This window comes from Streptomyces sp. NPDC002520 (assembly GCF_053595235.1).
Genome location: NZ_JBSFXG010000053.1, coordinates 27249 through 49287, shown reverse-complemented (window position 1 = coordinate 49287; position 22039 = coordinate 27249). Strand labels below are relative to the sequence as shown.

The following is a 22039-nucleotide window of genomic DNA, read 5'->3' as shown; positions in this document are numbered from 1 at the left end:
AGCCGAACCAGTGAGCGCTGGGGCGAGTTGACCGACTGTCAGGCTGCTTTCGGGGGTGGCCATAAGGCAACAGTAACAGAATTCGGCCACGTTCGAGGGACTTTCCTGGTTCTGAGTGCTTCACTTTGAAGCAAGAGATAGACTCTGGACTCAGATAGCAGCACCACTAAGGGAGCTGGACCGGTTTTCGATCACGCTTCCCGCTACTGGTCCGAGGCTGTGACCCGGTTCCGGTGAGGTTCACCGTAGCCGATCGCAAGCCTTCTACGTGCAGGTTTCCCGTTTCCTGCCCAGGTAAGAACCCAGGAGAAGGCAGACGGATATGTCGACCACAAGCCGAACCGATCAGCGTGAGGCGGCCCAACAGGAAGCCGTTGACGCGGTTGTCCGTGCCCTCGAATTGCCTGCAAGATCGCTTGCGCCTGAGAGGGGACTCCGGACTCAGGTGATCATGGCGACCGGGTCCGGGAAGACCCGGGTCGCGGCCCGCAGTGCGGAGAAGCTCCACGCGGGCCGTGTGCTGGTGCTCGTCCCCTCGCTGGACCTGCTCACCCAGACCGAGGCCGCGTGGCGCGAGGCCGGCCGTACGGGCCCGATGATCGGGGTCTCATCCCTGCGGGGCGAGGACGTGACCTTCCCCAACACCACGGACGTGGAGGAACTGGTCGACTGGGTACGGCCGTTCGACAAGGTCACCGTGTTCGCCACGTACGCCTCCCTCGGGCTCGGCACGCTGGAGCGCGCGCACAAGGCCGGCCTTCCGGGCTGGGACCTGATCGTGGTCGATGAGGCGCACCGGACCTCCGGTCGGCTGGGCAAGCCGTGGGCGGTCGTCCACGACAACACCCGCATCCCGTCCCTGCGCCGCCTCTACATGACCGCCACGCCCCGCCTGTGGCAGCTGGACGAGGACGCCGACCAGGGCGCGCCGGGCGAGCTGGTCGCGAGCATGGAAGACGACCCCGACGGGCCCTTCGGCAGCAGGGCGTTCACCCTGACGCTCTCGGAGGCGATCGACCGGGGAATCTGTGCGCCGTACCAGGTGGTGTGCGTGGACATCACCGACACGCAGCTCCAGGCCGCGCAGCTCCTGGGTGCTGAGGGGCGTTCGGACGAGGTGCGCGGGGCCCGGCTCGCCGCGCTCCAGACCGCGCTGCTCAAGGCGTCCTCGGAGGAAGGTTTCCGGCGCACGCTCGTCTTCCACCACGTCGTGAAGGAGGCCGAGGCGTACGCGGCCGGCCTCCCCGACGTCGCCACGCAGCTGCACGCCAGCGACCCCGAGCTGTACCCCAAGACGATCTGGGCTGACTGGCTGTGCGGCGAGCACAAGCCCAACCACCGGCGCCGGGTGCTGGGCGAGTTCGCGGCCGGGATCGCCACGGACGGCACGGTGGTAGAGAAGGGCTTCCTGGGCTCGGTGAAGGTGCTCGGGGAGGGCGTAGATACCCGGGAATGTGACTCCGTCTACTGGGCAGACGTCCGCGGTTCCATGCCCGACCTCGTCCAGGCCGTCGGCCGCGCGCTGCGGATGCATCCGGGCGAGGGCAAGGTCGCCTCGCTCGTGGTGCCGGTGCTGCTCGGGCCCGGCGAGACGGCGGACAACATGCTGACCTCCAGGGCGTTCGGTGGGTTGGCGAAGCTGCTGGAGGCGCTCAGGGCGCACGACGCCCGGGTGGTGGAGCAGTTGGCGCAGCAGCAGGCCCCCAGCGCCTACAAGCCCGTCCAGAAGGCCGCGCAGGGCAAGGAGAGCCGGGGCGAGGGGAACGGGTCCGGCGGCCCGTCGGCCCCGGCGCGGAAGCTGTTGAAGTTCAGCACGCCGCGCGACCCGGCGCAGCTGGCGGCGTTCATCAACCTGCGGGTTCTCAACCCGGAGCACGAGCACTGGCGGCGTGGGGTTGAGGCCGCCGTCATCTTCGCGCGCGAGCACGGCGACCTGAAGGTGCCCTTCACGTACCGCGTGCCCGAGGGTGAAGAGGCGGAGGGGGTCGGGTGGCCAGCCTCGCTCGCCAACTTCCCCCTTGGGCAGTGGATCGCCGACAACCGGCGCTTCTACGCCCGCGGGGACATGGACGAGGACCGCATCGCGCAGCTGGAGAAGTTGGGCATGGTGTGGTCGCACTTCGACGTCGCGTGGGAGGAGGGCCTGTCCGCCGCGCGCGGGTGGGCCGAGACGAACGGGCACCTCCTGGCCCCGCTGGACGCCACGCACCAGGGGTACCGGGTGGGGATCTGGCTGAAGAACGCGCGGGCCGCCGCCCGGAAGGCTGCCGAGATCGAGCAGCGGCGTGCCGAGGGTCTGCCGGTGGAGTCGTCGGCCGGGGCGCTGTCGGATGAGCGGCGTGAGCAGCTGGAGGACATCGACCCGTCGTGGTGCCCGGCCTGGCCGGTGGAGTGGCAGCGCGCGTTCCACCTCGTCCGGCTCCACCTGGAGGAGGTCGGCGGGGAGCTGCCGATGGAGCCGGGTGACGTCGTGCACCAGGGCGAGGACCTCGGGCGGTGGGTGCGGTCGGTCCGGCTCGGCTGGGACAACCTGACGACCGTGCAGCAGTGGATGTGTGAGCAGGTCCTCGGGATCGAGCCCGCGGCCGAGGACGAGAAGCCGCAGCCGCGCCGTACGCAGGCCGACAAGTGGGCGCTGAACTACGAGGCCGCCCAGCAGTTCTTCGAGCGTGAGGGGCACCTGCGGGTGCCGAGGAAGCACATCGAACGGATCGTCGGCGAGGACCAGGAGGAGCGGGAGCTCCGGCTCGGGGCGTGGGTCGGGAACCAGCGGAGCCGGGCCGCGACGCTGTCCCCGGAGCGGGTGGAGCTGCTGTCCGCGATCGGGATGCGGTGGGCGTGATGGGCGTCGTCGTCACCGCAGCCGTCGTCGCGCTCGCGGCCGGCTACATGCTCGGGCGGCTTCGCCCCTGGCGGCGCCTGGGCGACTGGGCGGCCGATCAGGTCCGCTTCACCGGGGCGTGGGTCCGGGGCGGCGCCGGGCGGCAGGCCGTCGTCCTCCTGGCCCACGCCGTCACCGCGCCGCGCACCAGCTGGCGCATCATGCGCGCCCCGGCCACCGAGACCCGGGCGCCGGCGCCCGTACGCGATCCGAACTGGATCGCCCACCGCACCGACCAGGAAGGAACCGAGTGAACACCGACGGCACCGACCAGAGGACCGACGTGACGACAGCCAGCAGCGACGCTGAGATCCGTGTAGAAGTCCGCCGGGAGGTTACCGGCCTGACGCGGGAGCAGTTGGGCGACCTGATCGCCACCGGCGAGGACGGGACGGATCCTGCGGGCCCTGCAGAAAGGCACAGGGCGGCGGTGCGGATGACGGAGCTGAAGCGGATCCGGAATCTGGTGTCACACCAGGTCTTCGACGGATACACGCCTGCCGGCGATCCGGAGGAGCGCGGGCACGGGCACCCCGCGTCGGGCGGAGTACGGCCGCCCGAGCAACGAGGGCTGTACCAGGTCCTCGCCAGGTGCACCGAGCCGGAGCACCCCGGTGCCTCGGAGGTGACCAACCTCGCCACCGCCGACTCGGTCGAGGAGGCCGCGGTGATGGTGCGTCGCGCGAAGGAGGGCAACCTCTACGGCCCCCCGGGCCTGTACCGAATCGTGGAGGTCTTCGAGGACACCCCCTCGAACTCCGCACGGCACATGCTGGACGCGCTCTCTCTGACCAGCTCCGAGATCGGACGTGCCGCGGCCGCCGTGGTCGGCGCGTACGAACCCGGCCCCGAGGCGAGCGACCTGTTCGAGGTGCTCGCCGACTTCTTCCACCGCACCGTCGTATACCCCTGGCACCTCGCCTACCCCGGCGATCGGGGCGACGGCAGCACCCCCCAGCAACCGCACGGCAGCGACCACGGCCGTACCCTGGCCCGCCTCCTCCTTGCCCACCTGGAAGCCCTGGACACGCCGCTGGCAACCACCGCCGTCTCCAGCGCCCTGCCGCTCGCCCGCCTTCAACACCCGGGCTCCCCCGCCCCGGCAGAGACCCCGGTGGAGGAACCGGCCCCAGCACCGCCGCTGTACGCGAAGCGCGTCCTGGCGGTGGCGGAAGGCTTCGCGTGGGCCGTCGCCGCGCCGGGAACGCGTCACTGGCCGGACGGGGAGTTCCTGGACGTCGCCCTGAGCGCGGTGCGCACCGAGGAACGCGAGGGGTACATCGAGCGCCTGGAGGCGTTCGTGGAGCAGCACCGCGCCCGCCTGGAGGAGCTGCTGCGCGCGTACGGGCCGGGCAGCAGGCCCGCCTCGCACGGCCGGTACGCGCTGATCGGGCAGCCCGAGACCCTGGTCATCCTGGAGCGGATGGAGACCCACCCGTTCGGTCTGCGCGCCCAGTGGGAGAAGGAGCTGGAGACCGTCCTGCTGGACGACCTCGAGTTCGCGTGGGGGCCACGCATCCGCCTCAGCCGGTGAGCAGCCGGGAACCAGCAGCGGGGCCGGGCAGGTGATCCTGTCCGGCCCCGCTGTCGTCGGGTCGGGAGGCTTGCCCAGGGTGACCTTGGGCTTGCCCGCGCCCGCCGGCGGCTTGCCCGGCTCAGCGGCGCAGGCGCGAGAGCCAGCCGGTGGCCTTCTGCTCGGGCACGGCCTGGCCCTGGCCCTGGTCCTGGCCCTGGCGCGTGACGCCCGGCCAGGTTTCCTCCCAGTCGGTCTCGTGCCGCTGGTCGCAGTCCCCGCACAGCGTCGGTCGGGGCTCTTGGGTCGTGCCCCAGCCGACGCGCTCGGTTGCCCGCCACCGTTCGTCGGTGAAGTCGGCACCGCACTGGGTGCAGACGGGGCGCCGGGTGTTCCGCCGGAAGTCGTGCTGCCCCACCTCCGCGCGGTTCGGCTCCTGGTGCTCCCGTGTGCCGGCCGCCGGGCCGACGGCGGCCGCGGTGGCCCTCTGCTTGCAGCCGTCGCACATGTGCGGGTGGGAGTCCTTCGTGGCTCCCCAGTCCTTCGGCTGTGTCGCCTCCCAGCGGGCGTCGGTGAACTTCGCCCCGCAGCCGGTGCAGACGGGACGGCGGGCCTCGCGCTCGGCTGCCTGCTTCGCCGCCTGCTCCTGCGCTGCCCGCCGTACCTGTTCCTGGTATTCCGCCTGGCGGGCCTTGGACTCTTCTTGCTCGCGGGCGTCGGCGGCCTCGCGGCGCGGGTTGCCGATCGCCTCCAGGAGCGGCTGCAGCTGGTCGCGGCCGAAGCGGAGGAACACGGCGCCGGCCGGTCCGTGCTCGCGGAGATTGCGCAGCCCGACCGCGATGATCGGGATCTTCCGGTCGTAGAGGTGGTGGCCGCCGCGCTGCCGCTCCCCCTGCCACAGGTGGCGGGTCAGCTCTTGCAGGCGCGGGATGGTGCGGTTGGGGTTGCGCTCGCCGATGCGGTTGAACACCAGCAGCACGGGCGGATGCGGCGTATCGCCGTACCGGCCCTCGGGGATCGTCCAGCGCGTACGCCACATCGGGCGCTCCTTGCCGTCGGTGTCCTTCGCGTTTCGCCGGAAGAAGCGGGCGTACTTCTCCAGCTTGGCGGCGAGCTCCTCAGCGGTCTCGTGGCAGTTGTCGACCTCGATGAACAGCAGCGGCACCTGGTCCTGTGGTGCGGTGAGCACGAGGTCGGCCTGGGCGCCGCCCTTGCCGGGCGCGTTCCAGGTGCCGGTGGCGGGCAGCGGGACCTCGGTCCAGTACGAGGCGATGGTGCCGATGCCGTCCGTTGCGTCGACGGCGGCCTGGGCGGCGGCCTGGACATGCGGCGGGTCATCGGCGAGCTTGGCCATGTTCGGCTTCGGGCGCAGCAGTGCGATCACGGTCTCGTTGACGGCCATCGGGTGGGAGGCGCCGCTGGAGCCCGCGCCGCGTGCGGTGGAGCCCATCTCCGTCACCGGGCGTCGCAGCTCGTAGGAGGCGGCCTCCAGGCCCTTGGTGGTCAGGTTCCGTAGGGAGTCGCCCGTCTCGGTGGAGCCGCCGTTCTCGGACAGGCCGTGCTTGCGCATGTCGGAGAGCGCGGCGGTGTGCGAGGCGGTGCGGGCCTGCTTCTGCTTCGACGGGGTCTCCTTGTCGGCGTGCCGGAAGGTCAGGTGCGGAGCGCCGATCCGCTGGATCTGATCAGCCGTGGCCACCTTCAACGCTCCGAGCACGCGCAGCACGTCGCCGCGGTAGCTGTTCGTCGACCCCGCCGGGTTGTTCTTCCGCTTCCCCGCCATCAGCTCTGCTCCCTCGTTGCTCGCGACCGGCCGCCGGCCGACCGACACTGCTGGCCGCGCCCGGCCTGGGAGGGCGTCCGGGCCCCCCGGAACCCGATGATCTCCTCCACTACGGACAACAAGAGAAGAGAAGAGGGTAGTGACGGCGCAGTTTTCGCGCCGATTGCCGCTCTGACAAGGGGTTTTCCTCCGGCCTCGGGTGCCGGGCACCAAAGGGGGTTCCCAAGGGGCCTTCGAAGTGGGCCCCCAGGGAGCCCCCTTGGGCTTGCCCGCCACGGGCCGGCCTTCCGGTGTGATCGGCCCGAGCGGTGCCGCTGCCCGGCCCTCGGGTGGGTGCTCGTCATCGTCTCGTCTCCTTCGCTGCCCCGACCGGGGCGGTCGTTGCGAAGGAGCAGCGTGTACGGGCCCCCCTTGTCCGCGGTCTGACCGTGGCCGGTAGCGGACGTGGTCAAGGAGAAACGCGGCGGTGGGCGGGGCGGTAGCAGACCTGGACTAGGGGGCATGGTCGGGCTCGTGGTCGGGCCGACCACGCTGGACAAGGGGGCCGGGTTTGCCCCTTGCAGCCCCGATTCATCCCACCCGGGCGGAGGGGGAGAGTTCTCTGTCCTCTGTCCACAGGCTGGCGGGCCGACCCTGCTGGGACGTCGCCGTGATCGGCACGGCGACCGTACGTCAGGAGCTGCCTGTGTCCCCCATCGTTCCCTCGCTGCCCCCGCACCTGGTCCAGCTCGGCTTCGACTACGTCTTGGCGGTGGAGGCCGGAGACGACGTCCAGGCCGCGCGGCTCGCGCCCGAGGTGGAGCCGTTGCCGGGACTGCTGCCGGGCATCGCGGAGCTGATCGTCTTCCCCGTGACCGCGCTGTCCGACGACACCGATCCCTGCGCCGACTCCTTCGTTCTGGACGAGGTCGGCGTCATCTACCTGATGGCGATCAGGGAGTGGGCCACGCACGCCCCCGCGGCTGCCGCGCCGGGGATCGCCCGCACCATCGCGCACTTCGTCGGCCAGGTCCTCGCCGACGCACCGACGGACGTCGTCCGGGCTCTGCAGGCGCTGCGCGATGAGCAGGTGGCGCGGGCCCGTGCGGTGGTAGCGACCGTGGTGGCTCTGCACCGGTGACCGCGCCACCGTGCGGTCCGCACTGAGTCCATCCGGTGTGGCCAGCGCGCGGGAGTGGTGCGCATCGGGTGGGGTTGATGCGGTGGAGTGGAGCAGCTGAGGGCGGCGCATTTCTCCTTGACACGGGCCGAGGTCAAGGGGAAATGCGGCGGGTGCGTACCGAGTGGATGCACGGCATCGTCCCCGGCAATGTCGTCCACTCCCGCACGATGTCGTCCACTCCACCGAGTGGGCTCCACTCAGTGGAGTGGATGCCGAGCACGGTGTCGGCCACTCCCGGCCGGTGGACTCCACTCGGTGGAGTGGATGCGCGGCATCGCCGGTTCGATGCACGGCATCGGATGCGCGGCATCGGATGCACTCAGTGGCCGGCCTCTCGGCCGCGGTGCGGTCCGGGCTCCTGCGGGCGGTGCGCCTGCTGGTCGTCCTGGCGTACCGGGCGCACTGCGTCGGCGTCGCCTTGGTCGGTGTAGCGGTCCGCGCGGACGCGGGAGTCGTCGGCCGCCTTGGTGAACGCGTCCTGGAGGCGGCGCAGCCGGTCGGCCGTGAGATCGAGGGCTTCCACGTCCGTGCGGGACTCCCGCAAGGCCCGCAGCGCCGTCATGTCGATCGCCTCCCGATGTCCGGCTTCCGGCGCCTGGTCGTCGTGCTCGGGGTCGGCGGCCTGGGGCGCGAGCAGTTGCTCGGGCATCGCTGCCTGCTGGTGGGCGACGACGTCGTACGCCCGGCCTCGCACGGTGGCAGTCGTGGCGGTGCGCAGCTTCTCCCGCACCACCGCACCGGCGAGGACGGCACGGTCGTACTGGAGCGGGAGGCGGGGTATCTCCCACTCCCCCGCGTCCTGGCGCGGGGGCCGGGGCGCAGCCGGCTCGCCGGGATCGGCCGGGGGGTGCCGGTCCGGGTCGGGCGCGGAAGTGGGTGGGCGGGGCCGGGCGGGGAGGTCGGACAGGGCCCACCGGGCGGTGTAGAGGCGGTAGCCGGACTCCAGGCCACGCACGGTCTTCGGCTCGCTGATGTCCAGGCAGTGGGTGGAGATGGCGGCGGCCACGATCTGGTCGTCCAGGCCGGGGTCGCGGCGGCGGCCGCGCAGGACGAGGGCGAGGTGGCGGCGGGCTTCGGCGAGCAGGTGTCGGCGGTGGAAGCGGCCGCCGTCGTTCATCACGAACACGGTCGCGGTGACGTCGACGGCCGCCAGGGCGACGTCGACCACGGCGGCGACCCGGGCCCGGATCGCGGCAGCCGCGGCGCGGGCGTACTCGAGGAGGGAGGTGATGACGTCGGCGGCGACACCGGAGGTGAGGATCGCGCTCGTCTTCCACCACGCGCGCAGCTGCGCGAGCGGCCGGGTCTTCTGCTTGGGCGGGCGGGTCTTGCGGGCGGCGATCTGGTTCAGCTTGGCGCGGGCCCGCTCGGAGACCACGGGAAGAAACTTCAGCTCGCCGTCGTCGTCGACGGCGGTGACGTACTCGTGCTCCAGGTCCTCCAGGCAGGCGGCGATCTGGTCGCTGCGCCGGGAGGTCCAGCGGATCAGCTCGTGCGGCACCCCGGCAATCTCCATCACAGGCCGGCGCCCCGGGGTGACGGTGCGGGGCTCGGTCGCCAGCCCCAGCGCCTCGCAGACCTCAGCGGCCACGATCTCGTTGTAGAGCGCGGAGGCCGCGACGGTGTTCTCGTGCAGGGCCAGGGTGTGGATCGAGCCCCACTTCCCGTCCAGGCGCTGCCCCTTCACGGACAGAAGCAGATGGTCATGGAGCAAGGGCATCCCCGACCGTGCCTCGTAGTGGCGGAAGCGCGCGGCGACCAGACCGCCGGGCGGCCGTACCCGGTAGATGCCGTCCTTGCCGTACCGGATCACCGCTACCTCGTCCTCGATCCACTCCAGTACCCGCTCGATCGCGCGCTCGTGCGCGGCCTCGATCACCCGCCGGGTCTCCTCGTCCCCCAGCGCCCACAACAGGTAGATCGTCGGCTGCGGCCGGAAGACGAAGTCGACCCCGGTGACCGTCACGCGGCGTCCGAGGGCGCCAGCCTTGAACGCCTTCTTCGGGGAGTCGCCCTTGGCGAGCCGGTCGGCTTCGATCCGGTCCGCGTACGGGTGGCGGCCCCGCTCGCCGAACAGGTTCCGCAGCTGGCTTTCGGTTACCTCCTCACCCGGCGTCAGTCCGAGCACGGCCAGGCCGCGCCCCATCCATCGCCCGGCCGGGACACCGGCTTGCTCCTGGGCGGCGCGCAGCGGCGTGCGGGCCGGGCGGCGGCCGTCGCCGACGACGGTCTGGCGCAGGTAGTAGCGGTACATCTGACCGGCCCGGATGACCCTGATATCCACTGTCATGGAGACCACGCCACACGGCTGTGACCTGCAAGAAAAGGCCGATCAGCGGGGCGTCCCGCCAGGCGGGAGCGGCGGCCGAACTTTCTTCTCAGGTGCCCGTCGGGCGGGAAGCAGCCCCGGGCCGGACGTGAATGTCATCGCTCTCCGGCAGCACTCACACCACGGCCCGGACGACACCACCCAGCACCATCCAGCGCCAAGGAACGAACACCACCAACGAGCACCGCCTACAGCAGCCCCCGGCACCCGCCGGGGGCTTCGTCGTGCTGCCCGGAGGAGACCACCATGCCCACCTTCGAGACCCTCCCCCGCTTCACCACCGACCTCCAGCACCTCACCCCCGCCCAGCGCCGGCGCTTCCGCCGCGTCGTCCTGGACGCCTTCGTGCCCGACCTGCGCACCGGCCGCCACTTCCGCCCCGGCTTACGGATCAAGGGCGTGCGCCGGGCCCCCGGCGTCTACGAACTCACCTGGGCGCCGGACGGGCGCGCGACGTGGTCCTACGGCGGGGAGAAGGTCATCGGGGTCCCTCACATCGTGTGGCACCGGATCGGGACCCACAGCATCCTGGACCGGCCCCTGACCGAAGGCCGTCTTGTGGGCGTGGGTCGCCAGTTGGTTGGCTGATCATCCCGATCACCAGGAGGGGACACCGCGTGGCAGCGAACGAGACCGTGACCGAGTCGGAGCACCTGAAGTCGTTGATCATCAGCACCGCGTCCGCGCTGTGGGAGGACAAGGACGCGCTGGGCAAGTTCCTTGATGTCGTCCGGCGCAGCGAGACCTTCGCCCCGCTCGCCGACAGCATGGCGCAGTCCGAGGTCCGGCCCGCGAAGCCCACGTTCTACGGCGTGAAGAGCAAGGAGTTCCAAGACTGATCCAGAGGCGCGCGGCTCCTCAACCAGCCGTACCCTCAACGCAACGGCCCCGCATCCTTCCTCGATGCGGGGCCGTTGCGACTGAACAATTGTTTAGTCGCTTGGGGACTGCTGAGGGAACGCGGCAGCGGCGGCGGCCATGTGTCCCCGGATCTCCGCGAGCAGCTTCTCGGCTGCCGGAGCGTCCTTCTTCACCGCGTCGGCGTACGCGTCAGCGAGCCCTTGCACCTGCTGGGCGAAGGTCTCGACGTGGCCGACGTACCCGGCAAGCCGCTGGACAGGATCGACCGGCGCCGGCGCCTTCCTGCTGCGAGGCACCACCCGCTCAGCGTCGTCGACGGCGACCTTGATGTTGAGCTCATCACGAGCGGCGGCCAGCGACTTCGCGGTGACCTTGCCCTTGGACTCAGCCGCGCGCCAGATCTTCTGGACCGTGGCGGCGTCGTGATCGCGGGCGACCGGCGCGAGCTCGCGACACTGCCCCTCATTGATCTTCACGGTGGCGACACCCTTGAGGGCCGCTATCACCGGCACGGCCCTGATGAGCTGGTAGGCCCGCTGCTCGGTGTACTTCCACTTCTTCTCGAAGTAGTCCTTGAAGCTGGTGTACCCGCCCGCCTGCCACAGATCGTCTTCCTTGATCTTGATGAGGGCGGGGCCGGCCTGCATGACGAACTCGTTGTGAGCGACGATCAGGCTGGTCTCGGCTGCCGACTGCGCTGCAGAGATGAGCGCTTCGAGCTTGGCCAGTCGCTCGGCCGGGGTGCCCTGGTCGTACTCGGGCGAGAGGAAGACCGGGTTCTGGTGGCTCTTGGGACGGCCGCCGGGGCGATGGGTGGCCACGGCCTTCTTCGCCGCAGCCTCGTCAGCCTTGTAGTCGGGTCGGCGTCGGCGGCTACCGCGCCGCGCGGAGGGCGCGGAGGGCGCGGCCGTGTCCTTCTCAGTCACTCGTTGTTCTCCCGCGCCTTCGTCAGGTACGACACCAGCTCGTCGTAGGTGGCGTCACGGGTCTGCCGGATGCCGAGTTCGACCAGGAGCTGGTCGTACTCGCCGCCTCCGGCTTCGATGGTCTTGCCCCAGGCGCCCTGGAACTCGGTGACCATGGGGATGGCGGTGTCGAAGACGTTCCACCCTCCGGAGACCAGGATGTTCCGGTAGAGCCTGTTGTGACGCTTGGCCTGGGGGATGCAGCGGTTGAGCAGGACGCGGGCGCAGATGCCGTTGAGGGTCAGCGGTCCGAGGTCGTTGATCTCGTCACGGATGTCGCCCATCCGCTCGGTCTCCATGGACGACGGAGCGACAGGGATGACGCTGAGGTCTGCGTACCGCATGGCAGAGCGCGCGATGCCGGGCTGGTTCTCCAGCGGCGGAGCGTCGATGACGATGCGGGTCTTGGGGTCGGCGAAGGTCTTCGGGATGTCCTGGTGCAGGGTCACCGACGGCATCTGGAAGACACGGAACGGGAAGCCGCCGATCGCGTTGTGCCAGCCCATGACGGACTTTCCGTTGACGTCGCCGTCGATGAGGACGACGTCTTGGCCGTCCTCGTGCAGGGCGAGCGCCGTGAGGACTGCAGAGGTGCTCTTCGCGGTGCCGGGCTTTTCGTTGACGAAGACGATGCTGCGCGGGCCGCCGTCGGGGTGGGTGTTGGGGATGGGCAGGTTGCCCACGGGCTCGGCAGGCACCGGGGCGTCCTCTTCGGACGGGAATGGTTCGGTCATGACGGGCACGATAGCGCTGCTCTACGGACGCCAAGCTCCTCGCGCACGGTGTCGATAGGGGCGGCGGCGGGGGGCGTGGCACGAGACAACCCGAACGAGGGAGGGCAGGGCTCAGAACTGCGGGATGCCCGTGCGGTGTTCGCCCCAGAGCCCGGTTCTTCGCCGTAGAACGCAAAAAGCGGCCCCCGCCGCCCGGACTTCAGTTCTAGGGGTCGTTGCAACACTGCCTGGCTTAGGTGGTGAGTAGATCACGTAGACGCTCGGCTGGTGTATCCCAGCCGAGCGTCTTGCGTGGACGGCCGTTGAGTTCCTGGGCGACGCGTTCGAGTTCCTCGGGACTGTGCAGGCTCAGGTCGGTGCCCTTGGGGAAGTACTGCCGCAACAGGCCGTTGGTGTTCTCGTTCGAGCCGCGCTGCCAGGGCGAGGCGGGATCACAGAAGTAGACCGGCATCCCGGTGGCCATGGTGAACTGCTTGTGACGCGCCATCTCGGTTCCCTGGTCCCAGGTGAGAGAGCCGCGCAGGTGCGGCGGAAGGGTCTGGACAGTGCGGACGAGTCCGTCGCGGACGGCTGTGGCGTCGTGGGAGCTGCCGGGCAGGTGGACCAGCATGGTGTAGCGGGTAGTCCGCTCGACCAGCGTCGCGATGGCGGACCGGCCGTGTGCGCCGACGATCAGGTCGCCTTCCCAGTGGCCCGGCACCGCCCTGTCCTCGACCTCGGCGGGACGGCTACTGATCATCACCATTGGGTCGTTGAAGCGAGGGGTGCGACGGTTCGGGTCGCGTCGCGGCTTGCGGCGCGTGCGACCGGTGCGGACGGCTGCCTGGACTTCCCGCTTCAGACCGCCTCTGGCCTGCAAATACAGTGCCTGATAGATCGTCTCCACGCTCACCCGCATGCTCTGGTCGTCGGGATGGCTCTTGGTCAGAGCGTGGCAGATCTGTTCCGGGGACCACCGTCTGCGGAGCCCGTCCTGGACGAAGCTGTGCAACGGGCTCTCGCGCAGCAGCTTGCGTTCCTTCGGCCGGGGCCTGCGCGCGGCGGCGGCCCTGTGCGCCGCGTAGGGGTGGTATCCGTTGGCCCCCGAGTTGCTCCGCAGCTCGCGCGAGATGGTGCTGGCCGGACGCCCCAGAGCCCGCCCGATGGCCCTCAGTGACTGGCCGGCGGCGCGGAGATCACGTATCCGCTCCCGCTCGGAGAGCGACAGGAATCGCGCGTGCAGCTTCTTCTCAAGGGCTTTGAGGCTCACCGGCCTCACCGGTGCCGTCATGATCACACCGGACATCGTGACGGTGCCCGTCGTGTAGTTCACACGCCGGCCGTCGGGGTAGGCCCGCCCGTTGCGGGACTTCCGGACGCCGTAGTCCCAGTCCTTGGCCGTGCGCACGTGCACCCCGGCCCGTTCGGCGGCTTCCCGACGGGAGACACCCCGGGCCCGCAGCTTCATGTACTCCTCGCGCCGCGGGTGCCCCAGGTGCCCGTAGTTCATGCCCGCCTTGCGGGCCAGGGTGAACGCCGTATTCAGGTTCAGCCCCAGCTCACGGGCCACGGGAGACACGCTCCCCACGGCATCCAGACGCTCAAGGAAACGCCTCTTCAACGCCGGATCGAGCCTCTTACCGCCCACGGTCCTCGCAACTCCCATGATCATGAGCGTTGCGAGGACCGCTAGAACCTAAGGGATGGAGGTCCGGGACGGCGGGGGCCGCTTCGCGTGCTCAGGTGCTCAGGTCGACGTCGGCCGGGCGGTCACGCGGCGGGGCGGTCGGCGATGACGAGGAAGCTGTCGGTGCGCAGGTCCATGACGACCCGGGCGGGCTGCCCGTTGGCCTGCTGCTGGGCGGCGTACTCGTCTGCGGGCCAGGAGCCGCGGGGGCCGCCGGCGGGGAAGCGCTCCAGGACGGTGCGCGCGGGCTGGTCGGACATCAAGAAGCCTCCTGGTCGGTGAAGGAGAGCTGGAGGTCGGGGCGTGCTGTGCGGGGCGCGGGCGGCCGGGGCGGGGTCGGCGGCTCGATGCGGTTCAGGTCGGCGTCGGCGAGGATGCCGAGCTGCCCGGCGGCCGCCGTACGGGCGGCGAGGGTGATCGAGCGGGTGACCCGGTGGTGGCCGTGGTCGATGCGTAGGTGGCACAGCTGGCAGGCGGCGAGCAGGTTCTCGTCTCGCACGTCTTCGGGGGTGTGGTTGAGGTGGGCGGTGGTGAGGCCGACTACGGAGCCGGTGTCGGGGTGGATCTGTTCGTGGACGGCGGGGCAGCGGCCGCCGGGGTGCGCGAGGCCGCACTGGCCCGTGCACTCGCAGCGGCCGCCTGCCCGCTCGAACCGGATCCGCGCGCTGATCTGGGGCCAGTCGCGCGGGTAGCGGTGGGCGTTCTCGGGCCGGATCGGCACAGAGCCCTCCGGCTACTCGCCGCCGGCGGCCTGGCGCTGCTCGAACGCTTCGAGCAGGTCTCCGAGGTCGCCGGGGGTGTCCGCGCAGCCGACCCATATCCCGGCCTCGGTCCACACCGGGACCTGGTCGGTGTCGTGGTCGATGTAGCAGACGTACGGGCCGTAGCGCTCCAGCATCGCGGTGAAGGCGTCCGCGAAGGTGGGGGTGGGCTGGAGCCGCGCCATCTCGGTGACGACCAGCCACATCGGCTCGTCCGGCGTGCGGGGCAGCCGGAAGTAGCCGGTGACGCGCAGCTGGTCGCCGGGGGTGAGTTCGTGCAGGACCTGGTGTGCCATCTCCGGGTCGGCGACGCTGCACGGCAGGATCATCTCGTCCGTGCGCTCGTCCGTCGGGGAGACGGTGAGCCGGAAGCGGGCGGTGCTGCCGTGCAGGTCGCCGGGCACGGTCTCTTCGTCCAGGAAGCCGTCCAGGACGATCGCGTCGGTGTCGCCCATGTCAGCTGGCCTTCGCGGCCGGGGCCTGGTGGGCGGCGTCGTACGCCTCGATCACGGCCTTGCGGATCATGCCCGCGTCGGCGACCTGGTGGCCGTTGGCGCGCGCCCAGGTACGGATCGCGGCCAGTTCCTCGCGGGTGCGCCCGCTGCCGATGCCGGGCCGGATGGGGGTCGGCGCGGCCGTCGCGGCGGCCGGGGTGGTGTGGGTGCCGGCCTTCACAGCGCGCAGGTCCTCCTTCGCCTTCTCCAGCTCGGCCGTGAGCTTGGCGACGCGCTCTTCGGCCTCGCGCTGCGCGTCGTCGGCGGCGCGGCGGGCGGTCAGCTCGGCCACGTCAGCGCGGACCCGGGCGGCCTTGTTGCGGATGCCGGCGGTGGGGTGGGCCTCGGCCCACGCGAGCAGCTGCTCCACCGAGTCGTCGACAGTCGGGGTCGCCGGGGCGGTGTCGTCGGCGGCGGCCGGAGCGGCGTCGTCGGTCTCGCCCGCGTCGGCCTTGCGCTGCTGAGCGGCCACGAGGGCAGTGACCTCATCCTCGGACAGGCCGGTCGCCTCGGTGATCTCCTCCATGGAGTGGTCGGCGTAGAACATGGACAGCGCCGTCGCCTCGAACGCGTTGGGGGCCGTGGTCGCCTGGGTCTGCTGCATGTCTGGGGCTCCTTCGGGGCTGTGCAGGAGGGGGAGCAGGGCGGTGAGGGTGTCGTCGTCGCCGGGCAGGCCGCACACGTCCAGGAGGAGGACCAGGTCCTCCTTGCTGCTCGCGCGGCGGGCGACGGTGCGGGCCGCAGCGGCCTGCTGCTCCACGGGGTTGGGGTTCAGGGGCAGGCCCTCGGCTGCGAGGGCCTGCTGCCAGTCGTTGAACATCGCTATGCCGCCGCCTTGGTCGACAGCGCGGCCTTGAGGACCGCCCAGTTCTGCGCCTGCCGGGCCGGGGTCATCGGCTCCTTCCACGGCTCGTACGGGGCGGGCCGGGTGGGGATGAGCTCCAGCTCCAGGCGGGCCATCACCGTCGCGCGGACGGTCGGCGGGGCGAGGCGGGCCGCGAGCTGCTTCTCCTGCCGACGGCGGTCCTGTTCGGCGACGACGCCGACCCAGTCCTTCCCGAGGCGGCGCACCAGGTCCTTGCGGAGCTTGGTGCGCTCCCGGGCGGTGGTCGCCGCCCACACGCCGGTCGGGGTGAGCTGCCGGTTGGCCAGGGCCCACTTGAGGCAGCCGGTGACGATCGGGCAGCCGGAGCAGGCGAGCTTGGCCTTGGCGAGGGCCTTCTCCCGCTCGGTGCGCTCGGTGACGTCCTCGATGGCGAACAGCTTCGGGTCGTCCTGGCAACGGGTCGGGGCGTCGGTGTGGGGGAAGGGGATGCGGTCGTCGGCGACCACGGCCGGGACGATCGGGATGCCGGTGCGCGGGCCGCTCATGACGGGACCTCCGTGAGCTGCTGGGCGAGGTCGGGGAGTTGGACGAGGACCTGCTCGAACACGGCGAGCGGGACGCGCCACGGGCCGAGCTGCCCGTCGCACGGGACGGGCAGGGCCAGCGGGTGGACGTCGTCCAGGTCGACGTGGACGCGCTCGAACTGCGCCCAGGGGCTGCACGGCTCGCCGGTGTCGGTGTGGGAGCCGGTGATGCGGACGATGCCGAGGACCGCGCGGGTGGGCAGCTCGAGGCCGCGGATCGTGCGGGCCACGAGCGGGTCGCGCAGGGCGGCCCGGTCCATCTCGGCTCCGGCGTGCAGCAGGCGCCAGCCCGGCGCCCAGGACTTGGGCCGGTTCTCGACGCGCTTGTCGCCGTGCAGGATGCAGGCCGCCCAGGGCTGCTTGATGGTGATGCCGCGGATGTGGTCCGGGGCGTAGAGCATCGGAGGCTTCACGCGGCGGCTCCGAGGGTGCTGGTGCCGGGCCGCCCGGCGCGCCGGCCGTTGATGGACGGCACGGTGGCGTGGGAGCGGTCGGCGAGCACGGCGCGGCCGGTGTGCTTGCCCGCGTACATCGCGGCGTCGGCGGCCCGCTGAAGCACGGACAGGTCCGTCGTGCCGAGGACGTCGGGGGAGGCGGCGCCGATCGACGCGGCGATGTCGACCAGGTCGCCGCTGTCGACCTCCACGGGCTGCGCGAGCAGGGTGACCAGCTGGGCGAGACGGAGCTCGTGGCGGGCGGCTCCGATCCGTACGGCGACGGCGAACTCGTCTCCTCCGAGCCTGCCGACCGCGCCGCGGCTGCCCGCCCAGGCGGTGAGGCGCTGCGCGGTGACGGCCAGGACGCGGTCGCCGGCGGCGTGCCCGCCGGGGCCGTCGTTGATGGCCTTGAAGTGGTCCAGGTCCACGAGGACCACCAGGGCGTTGTCGCCGTACCGGTCGGTGATCTGCCGGGCCTTGGCGGTGTAGCCGTCGCGTCCGAGCAGTCCGGTGAGCGGGTCGCGGCGGGCCTTGTTGAGTTTGCGGTGGAGGCTGACGGCGTGGACGGTCCAGCCGGTCAGGGGCACAGCGAGGGTGGTGAGGTACAGGGCGCGTTGTCCGGACGGGGCGTGTACGCGCGCGATGGAGGCCATACTGGGGGCTCCCTCTCGTCTTGTACGGGATGGGTGGCCCGAGGCAGGCGTCGGTTACCAGGCCGTGTGCGTCTGCCTCGGGGCGTATCTACAGCTCGAAGCTGCTCTTGGTGGTCCAGCTGAACGGGTTGGACCAGACGCCGGCCTTCGCCGCCCTCCAGTCCATCTCCCAGCCGTCGCGGACCCCGCTCGCTCCCCAGCCGCCGTCCTGACGGCCGGGGTTGGCGAGGCCAGCCTTCCGCGCGGCGAGCGCCGCGTCGTAGACCTGATGGGCGCGGGTCAGGGCCTCGCCGGGCGAGGTGGCCTGGCCGGTGAAGACGTGCAGCCCGTGCAGCTGCTGGTCGGTGCGGTGTATGGGGACGTCTACCTCGTAGAACTCCGACTGCGGCATGACGCCCATCTCCTTCCTGCTCTGGTCGTGGCGGAACACCGCGACCGCCCCGGCCGGGATCACCGGGGCGGCACGGAGGAACGCCGCGTCCCTCGAGGAAGGTTCAGCCCGTCGCGCGCGCCAGGATGTCGGCGTGGTCGAACGCGAGGTCCGGGAGCGCGGTCAGCGGCCACCAGCGGGCGGCGGTGGCGTCATCCCCGGCCGTCGGCGGGACCGGCGCGGGCAGGGTGGCCGTGTAGGCGACGCTGACGTACCGGCCGCGCGGGTCACGGCCGGGGGCGTCGAACGCGCCGACCTGCCGCAGGTCGTCGGCCGGGACGCTGATGCCGGTCTCCTCCTCCAGCTCGCGTACGGAGGCGGCCAGGCTGGTCTCCCCCGTGTCCACATGACCGCCGGGCAGGGCCCACCGGCCCTTGAACGGGTCCCAGCCCCGCTCGATCAGCAGGACGTGGCCGGCGGCGAGCAGGACGACGTCGGCGGTGTAGCGGATCGTCTCGTCCGTGGTGTCGGTGCTCATCAGGTGCCTCCTGCTCAGGCCGGGACGGGGGCGGTGGTGTCGAGTCCGGCACCGAGCAGCAGGGCGCGGATCGACTGCTCGTACTCGCCGTTGCGGATGCGGTCGTGCATGAGCTGACCGGCGACCAGGCAGCGGGCCCGCAGCTGGATCAGGGCGACGGCGTTGGGTTCGGCCCCGGCGTCGGTGGCGGCCTGCCCGGCGGCGTCCCCGGCGAGCTGGTTGGCCGTGGCGAGGCCAGCCGAACGGCGGGAGTACCGCGCCCTCCAGTGCGCCCAGTCGGTCAGCGCGCGGGTGTCGTCCACCCTCTCCTGCCACGCCTTGTATGTGCGGCGCGTGCCCTCGGGGTCGGCGGCCCACGCCTCGGCCCACTGCCGGGCGAGTTCGGGCAGCTGGGCGATGGCGGCCAGGACCTGCTCGCCGCGGTGTCCGAACGCACGCCACGCCTCGGTCTCCTCCACGACGCGGACCTGGTGGGACATCAGCCAGTACGGGGCGAAGTCGTCGCCCCAGTTGCCCGTCTCACCGAGCGGCTCAACGACGAACAGCCGGATCGGCCAGCCGTCCTCGATGCGCTCCAGGATCTCGCCGGGCCGGGTGTACATGTGGAAGTAGCTGAACGGCTTGTCGGTGTACCACTTCTTCCCGGGGCTGGGGTGGTCGATGACCTGACCGATGTGGTCGGCAAGGTTGACGGTCGGGATCGTCTCGCCCTGGGCGCTGTAGTAGCGGGCGAGGTGCTCGCAGGTGGGCGGGACGGTGCCATCGGGCCTGGTCGCCATGTAGTGGACGACGGGCCGGTTGCTGCGTGCCATGACTTCCTCCGTGGTCGGGAACGTGCTGGTGACTGGTCGGGTCAGCGGCGGGGGTTCTTGTAGCCGCGCAGCTCGTCCACGCGGGTCGCGGTGTGCGCGAGGTTGCGGGCGAGGGTGGCGAGCCGCTGGGCATCGTCGCCGACGGGCTGGGACCAGATGAGGCCGGCGGCGAAGTAAGAGGCGTTCGCGGCCAGTTCCCTGGCTTGCTCGGCCAGGCGCTCGCGCTCGGTCTGCAGCGGGTCGGCGAGGGCGACGCGCTCGGGGAGGGGCTGTTCGATCAGCCGCTCCAGGATCACGGCCAGGGCGTCGGCGACGGCGGCCAGGTCGCCGTCGGCGAGCCAGCCGTGGATGCTGTCGTGGCCGGTCAGGTCGGGGGTGTACTTCGCGAACAGGCGGCGGCTGAAGTCGTTCGAGGCGGCCCCGGCCGGGGACAGCTGGAAGATGAGCCGGCTGTTCTTCCGGTCGGGGTAGCAGGTGAGGTCGCGGTCGATGGCCTCGCTGGTGAAGACGACGGGCCAGTCCAGCGCGGGCGGCGGCGTCCAGTCGGTGCCGAGGACGTCGGCAAGGACGGCGGTGAGGCGGTCGGGGGCCGCCGTGGTGATGGTGCGGGTCAAGGGTCCTCCTGCGGGGCGGGCTGACGGGGCACCGCGCCGTCCCGGCCGGGGAGGGCCGGGGCGGCACGGTGCCGGGTCAGGCAGTGCCCTGCGCGGCGGCGGTGCTGGCGGCTTCGCGTTCGGCGGCGGCCTCGGCCTGCCGGTTCTGCCGGATCACCTTGCCGACGATCTGGCCGGTGACCTTCTCGGCCTCCGCCTCCCAGCCCGCCTCGACCCGGTACAGCGCGCGGGCCTTGTGCTTGGGCAGGACGTTGACCCCCAGTTCGTGGCGGGTCAGAGCGATGCGGTGGTCCCAGGCGCCCTTGCGGCACAGCTGGTCGACCTCCACGAACGCCCATACGAGCGTCGCGCCGATCTCGCGCTGGCGGCGGCGCAGACGCTTGGCGTTGACCAGGACCCGGATCACGTTCTTGGGGGCGATGACCGCCACCGAGTACAGGTCGTGCGGGCGGGAGGTCAGGGTGAGCGTCTTGTTCTCCCACGCCTGCGGCTTCAGGCCAGCGGCCGCGCCCTGCGACATCGTGGCGAGGCGGGAGATCCGGTTGGTGGAGGTGACCACCACCTCCACGGCGATCAGCGGGCGCCGGCCGAAGTGCTCCTTCACCAGGCGCTGCGCGGTGGGCACGGTGTCGGTGATGTCGGCGGTCAGACGGCGGGAGGTGAACAGGCCGTCGCGGATGACGGTGATCTGGGCGGGCTTCATGCGGGAGGGCCTTCCGGCTCGGGGAAGTTGCTGATTGGCCACCGCACCGCCCCGGCCTCGAAGGGCCGGGGCGGCACGGGCAGCCCGTCAGGCGGTGGCGTGCAGTCCGGTGAGGTCGTCGTCCAGGACGTCGTCCTGGTCCTCGGTGTCGTCGGCGGCCGGGGCGGCGGGGAGGCCGGCGGCGCGGGCGGCGAGCTGGTGGCGGATCTCCTCCACGTTGGTGATCGGCACCGGCTGGTCGCCGTCACCGGTCAGCAGCGTGAACTGGGGCTTGCGGTGGCCGAACTCGTTCTTCTCGCTGCGGTAGTGCAGCCAGACGCCGGGGGCGAGGAAGAAGGACGCCTCGCCGTCCTCGTAGCCGCGCCACCGGTCCTCGTCCCGCAGGAAGCCCTCGCCCTGGTCGATCCGCCACGCGTCGGATGCGGCACGGGAGGCAGCGTCGTTGCCGGTGGCGGCGGCGACCTGCGCCAGGCCCTCGGCCAGCGTGGTCGGTGCGGCCGGAGCGGTGCGCCTCGTGGTGGTCGGCCGGGCAGTGCTGCGGGCCTTGGTGAGCAGGCGGCGCAGCGGGGTCAGGAACAGCTCGGCCAGGGAGTTGACGGCGACGGCGGCGACGACCGCGACGCCTCCGGCGAAGGCCAGCCGCCAGTCGCCGGACCAGGTGTCGGGCGAGTAGGTGTAGCCCGCCCAGGCGCCGATGGCGCCGCCGACCACGACGGTGACCATGTCCAAGCCCTCGGTGGCGGCGTCGGCGACGGTGATGGTGGCGCGGCGAACAGCTCGGTTCATGATGGTGGGACTCCTTCTTCTGTCGGATGCGCTCTGGTGAGGGAAGGGGATGGGGCTCCGGGACGGCCGGGCCGCACGCCAGCGGCCGTCCCGGGCGTCTCAGTTGCCGCTACTCGCGTGGGCGGCGGCGGTGGAGCGGACGGCGTCGGCGAGCAGCACGGTCATCTCGTGGCCGTGGTCGACGACGTCCTCCAGGCGCTCGATGACCTCGCTGGGCAGGCCGCGGTTGCGGGCGCCGATGAGGACGCCCTCGAGGTAGAGGACGTCGGCGAGGATCCGGCCGCGGGCGTCCAGGACGCCGGGCTGCACGGCCAGGGCGTCGGTGTTCTTCGCGGTGGCGAGCGCGGCGTGGTCGGCGGCGGCGGTGTACGCGGTCTCGGACTGCTCGGTGAGCAGCGCGTCGACCTTGGTGGTGTCGCCGTAGGCGCGGCGCCAGCCGAAGCGCGCGGCGGCGACGTCCATCAGAGAGCGGCGGGTGAGGGGCACGGTGACCTCCGGGGGAGGGCCCATCGCCTGGTCCGGGTGACCGGGCGGACACCGCGCGGCCCCGGCCGCCGGGGAGGCCGGGGG

25 protein-coding genes are annotated in these 22039 nt (G+C 71.6%); 6 read left to right on the top strand and 19 right to left on the bottom strand.

The genetic code is table 11. The features are described 5' to 3' along the window. Nucleotides 1-322: 322 nt before the first annotated feature. From ACWD5D_RS41075 to ACWD5D_RS41065, 3 genes are read left to right on the top strand one after another with little or no spacing between them, the layout of a single operon-like run. Nucleotides 323-2842, top strand: coding sequence for a Helicase associated domain protein (locus ACWD5D_RS41075; protein ID WP_451377865.1), 2520 nt, complete (start codon nt 323-325; stop codon nt 2840-2842). Beyond that, nucleotides 2842-3135, top strand: a complete 294-nt coding sequence (locus ACWD5D_RS41070) for a hypothetical protein (protein WP_451377864.1) — start codon at nt 2842-2844, stop codon at nt 3133-3135. The genes ACWD5D_RS41075 and ACWD5D_RS41070 overlap by 1 nt, the downstream gene beginning before the upstream one ends. Continuing rightward, complete coding sequence (locus tag ACWD5D_RS41065; protein ID WP_451377863.1) at nt 3132-4415, top strand: hypothetical protein; 1284 nt, start codon at nt 3132-3134, stop codon at nt 4413-4415. The genes ACWD5D_RS41070 and ACWD5D_RS41065 overlap by 4 nt, the downstream gene beginning before the upstream one ends. A gap of 121 nt (nt 4416-4536) precedes the next feature. Here ACWD5D_RS41065 and ACWD5D_RS41060 read toward each other — a convergent pair whose 3' ends face one another. Then, on the bottom strand, nt 4537-6174 hold the full coding sequence (locus ACWD5D_RS41060; RefSeq protein WP_451377862.1) for a replication-relaxation family protein: 1638 nt from the start codon (nt 6172-6174) through the stop codon (nt 4537-4539). 685 nt (nt 6175-6859) lie between these two features. Here ACWD5D_RS41060 and ACWD5D_RS41055 point away from each other — a divergent pair. Then, complete coding sequence (locus ACWD5D_RS41055; protein WP_451377861.1) at nt 6860-7294, top strand: hypothetical protein; 435 nt, start codon at nt 6860-6862, stop codon at nt 7292-7294. 361 nt (nt 7295-7655) lie between these two features. Here ACWD5D_RS41055 and mobF read toward each other — a convergent pair whose 3' ends face one another. Continuing rightward, nucleotides 7656-9626, bottom strand: a complete 1971-nt coding sequence (gene mobF / locus ACWD5D_RS41050; protein WP_451377860.1) for a MobF family relaxase — start codon at nt 9624-9626, stop codon at nt 7656-7658. A 285-nt stretch (nt 9627-9911) separates the two neighbouring features. Here mobF and ACWD5D_RS41045 point away from each other — a divergent pair, with 285 nt between their 5' ends. After that, the gene (locus ACWD5D_RS41045; protein WP_451377859.1) at nt 9912-10253 is read left to right on the top strand and encodes a hypothetical protein; all 342 of its coding nucleotides are present in this window, start codon (nt 9912-9914) and stop codon (nt 10251-10253) included. A 29-nt stretch (nt 10254-10282) separates the two neighbouring features. Next, entirely contained in the window at nt 10283-10504 is a 222-nt protein-coding gene (locus tag ACWD5D_RS41040) for a hypothetical protein (RefSeq protein WP_451377858.1), read from the top strand. Nucleotides 10505-10597: 93 nt separating this feature from the next. Here the strand turns inward: ACWD5D_RS41040 and ACWD5D_RS41035 are convergent, their stop codons facing one another. The 17 genes from ACWD5D_RS41035 to ACWD5D_RS40955 form a co-directional block, all read right to left on the bottom strand. Further along, complete coding sequence (locus tag ACWD5D_RS41035) at nt 10598-11452, bottom strand: hypothetical protein (RefSeq protein ID WP_451377857.1); 855 nt, start codon at nt 11450-11452, stop codon at nt 10598-10600. Continuing rightward, the gene (locus ACWD5D_RS41030) at nt 11449-12225 is read right to left on the bottom strand and encodes a ParA family protein (protein ID WP_451377856.1); all 777 of its coding nucleotides are present in this window, start codon (nt 12223-12225) and stop codon (nt 11449-11451) included. The genes ACWD5D_RS41035 and ACWD5D_RS41030 overlap by 4 nt, the downstream gene beginning before the upstream one ends. Before the next feature lie 232 nt (nt 12226-12457). Continuing rightward, nucleotides 12458-13672, bottom strand: a complete 1215-nt coding sequence (locus ACWD5D_RS41025; protein WP_451377866.1) for an IS30 family transposase — start codon at nt 13670-13672, stop codon at nt 12458-12460. A gap of 302 nt (nt 13673-13974) precedes the next feature. Next, a complete protein-coding gene (locus ACWD5D_RS41020; protein WP_451377855.1) occupies nt 13975-14151 on the bottom strand; it encodes a hypothetical protein in 177 nt (58 codons plus the stop codon). Continuing rightward, a complete protein-coding gene (locus ACWD5D_RS41015) occupies nt 14151-14612 on the bottom strand; it encodes a hypothetical protein (RefSeq protein ID WP_451377854.1) in 462 nt (153 codons plus the stop codon). The genes ACWD5D_RS41020 and ACWD5D_RS41015 overlap by 1 nt, the downstream gene beginning before the upstream one ends. Before the next feature lie 12 nt (nt 14613-14624). Next, a complete protein-coding gene (locus tag ACWD5D_RS41010) occupies nt 14625-15107 on the bottom strand; it encodes a hypothetical protein (protein WP_451377853.1) in 483 nt (160 codons plus the stop codon). A 1-nt stretch (nt 15108) separates the two neighbouring features. Beyond that, nucleotides 15109-15966, bottom strand: coding sequence for an Lsr2 family DNA-binding protein (locus ACWD5D_RS41005; RefSeq protein WP_451377852.1), 858 nt, complete (start codon nt 15964-15966; stop codon nt 15109-15111). Nucleotides 15967-15968: 2 nt separating this feature from the next. Further along, entirely contained in the window at nt 15969-16517 is a 549-nt protein-coding gene (locus ACWD5D_RS41000) for a WhiB family transcriptional regulator (protein WP_451377851.1), read from the bottom strand. Beyond that, nucleotides 16514-16969: a hypothetical protein gene (locus ACWD5D_RS40995; protein ID WP_451377850.1), complete on the bottom strand. Its 456-nt coding sequence runs from the start codon at nt 16967-16969 to the stop codon at nt 16514-16516. Before ACWD5D_RS40995 ends, ACWD5D_RS41000 begins: the two co-directional genes overlap by 4 nt. Further along, a complete protein-coding gene (locus ACWD5D_RS40990) occupies nt 16966-17646 on the bottom strand; it encodes a GGDEF domain-containing protein (protein ID WP_451377849.1) in 681 nt (226 codons plus the stop codon). Before ACWD5D_RS40990 ends, ACWD5D_RS40995 begins: the two co-directional genes overlap by 4 nt. 88 nt (nt 17647-17734) lie before the next feature. Next, nucleotides 17735-18037, bottom strand: a complete 303-nt coding sequence (locus ACWD5D_RS40985) for a hypothetical protein (protein ID WP_451377848.1) — start codon at nt 18035-18037, stop codon at nt 17735-17737. 103 nt (nt 18038-18140) lie between these two features. Further along, entirely contained in the window at nt 18141-18554 is a 414-nt protein-coding gene (locus tag ACWD5D_RS40980; protein WP_451377847.1) for an NUDIX domain-containing protein, read from the bottom strand. Between the two features lie 14 nt (nt 18555-18568). Next, a complete protein-coding gene (locus ACWD5D_RS40975) occupies nt 18569-19366 on the bottom strand; it encodes a hypothetical protein (RefSeq protein ID WP_451377846.1) in 798 nt (265 codons plus the stop codon). A 41-nt stretch (nt 19367-19407) separates the two neighbouring features. Further along, complete coding sequence (locus tag ACWD5D_RS40970; protein ID WP_451377845.1) at nt 19408-19980, bottom strand: hypothetical protein; 573 nt, start codon at nt 19978-19980, stop codon at nt 19408-19410. Nucleotides 19981-20056: 76 nt separating this feature from the next. Then, nucleotides 20057-20683 carry a hypothetical protein gene (locus ACWD5D_RS40965; RefSeq protein ID WP_451377844.1) on the bottom strand — a complete coding sequence of 209 codons (627 nt, stop codon included), beginning with the start codon at nt 20681-20683 and terminating at the stop codon, nt 20057-20059. A gap of 87 nt (nt 20684-20770) precedes the next feature. Further along, entirely contained in the window at nt 20771-21469 is a 699-nt protein-coding gene (locus tag ACWD5D_RS40960; RefSeq protein WP_451377843.1) for a hypothetical protein, read from the bottom strand. Between the two features lie 99 nt (nt 21470-21568). Beyond that, on the bottom strand, nt 21569-21955 hold the full coding sequence (locus ACWD5D_RS40955) for a hypothetical protein (RefSeq protein WP_451377842.1): 387 nt from the start codon (nt 21953-21955) through the stop codon (nt 21569-21571). Nucleotides 21956-22039: the final 84 nt, after the last annotated feature.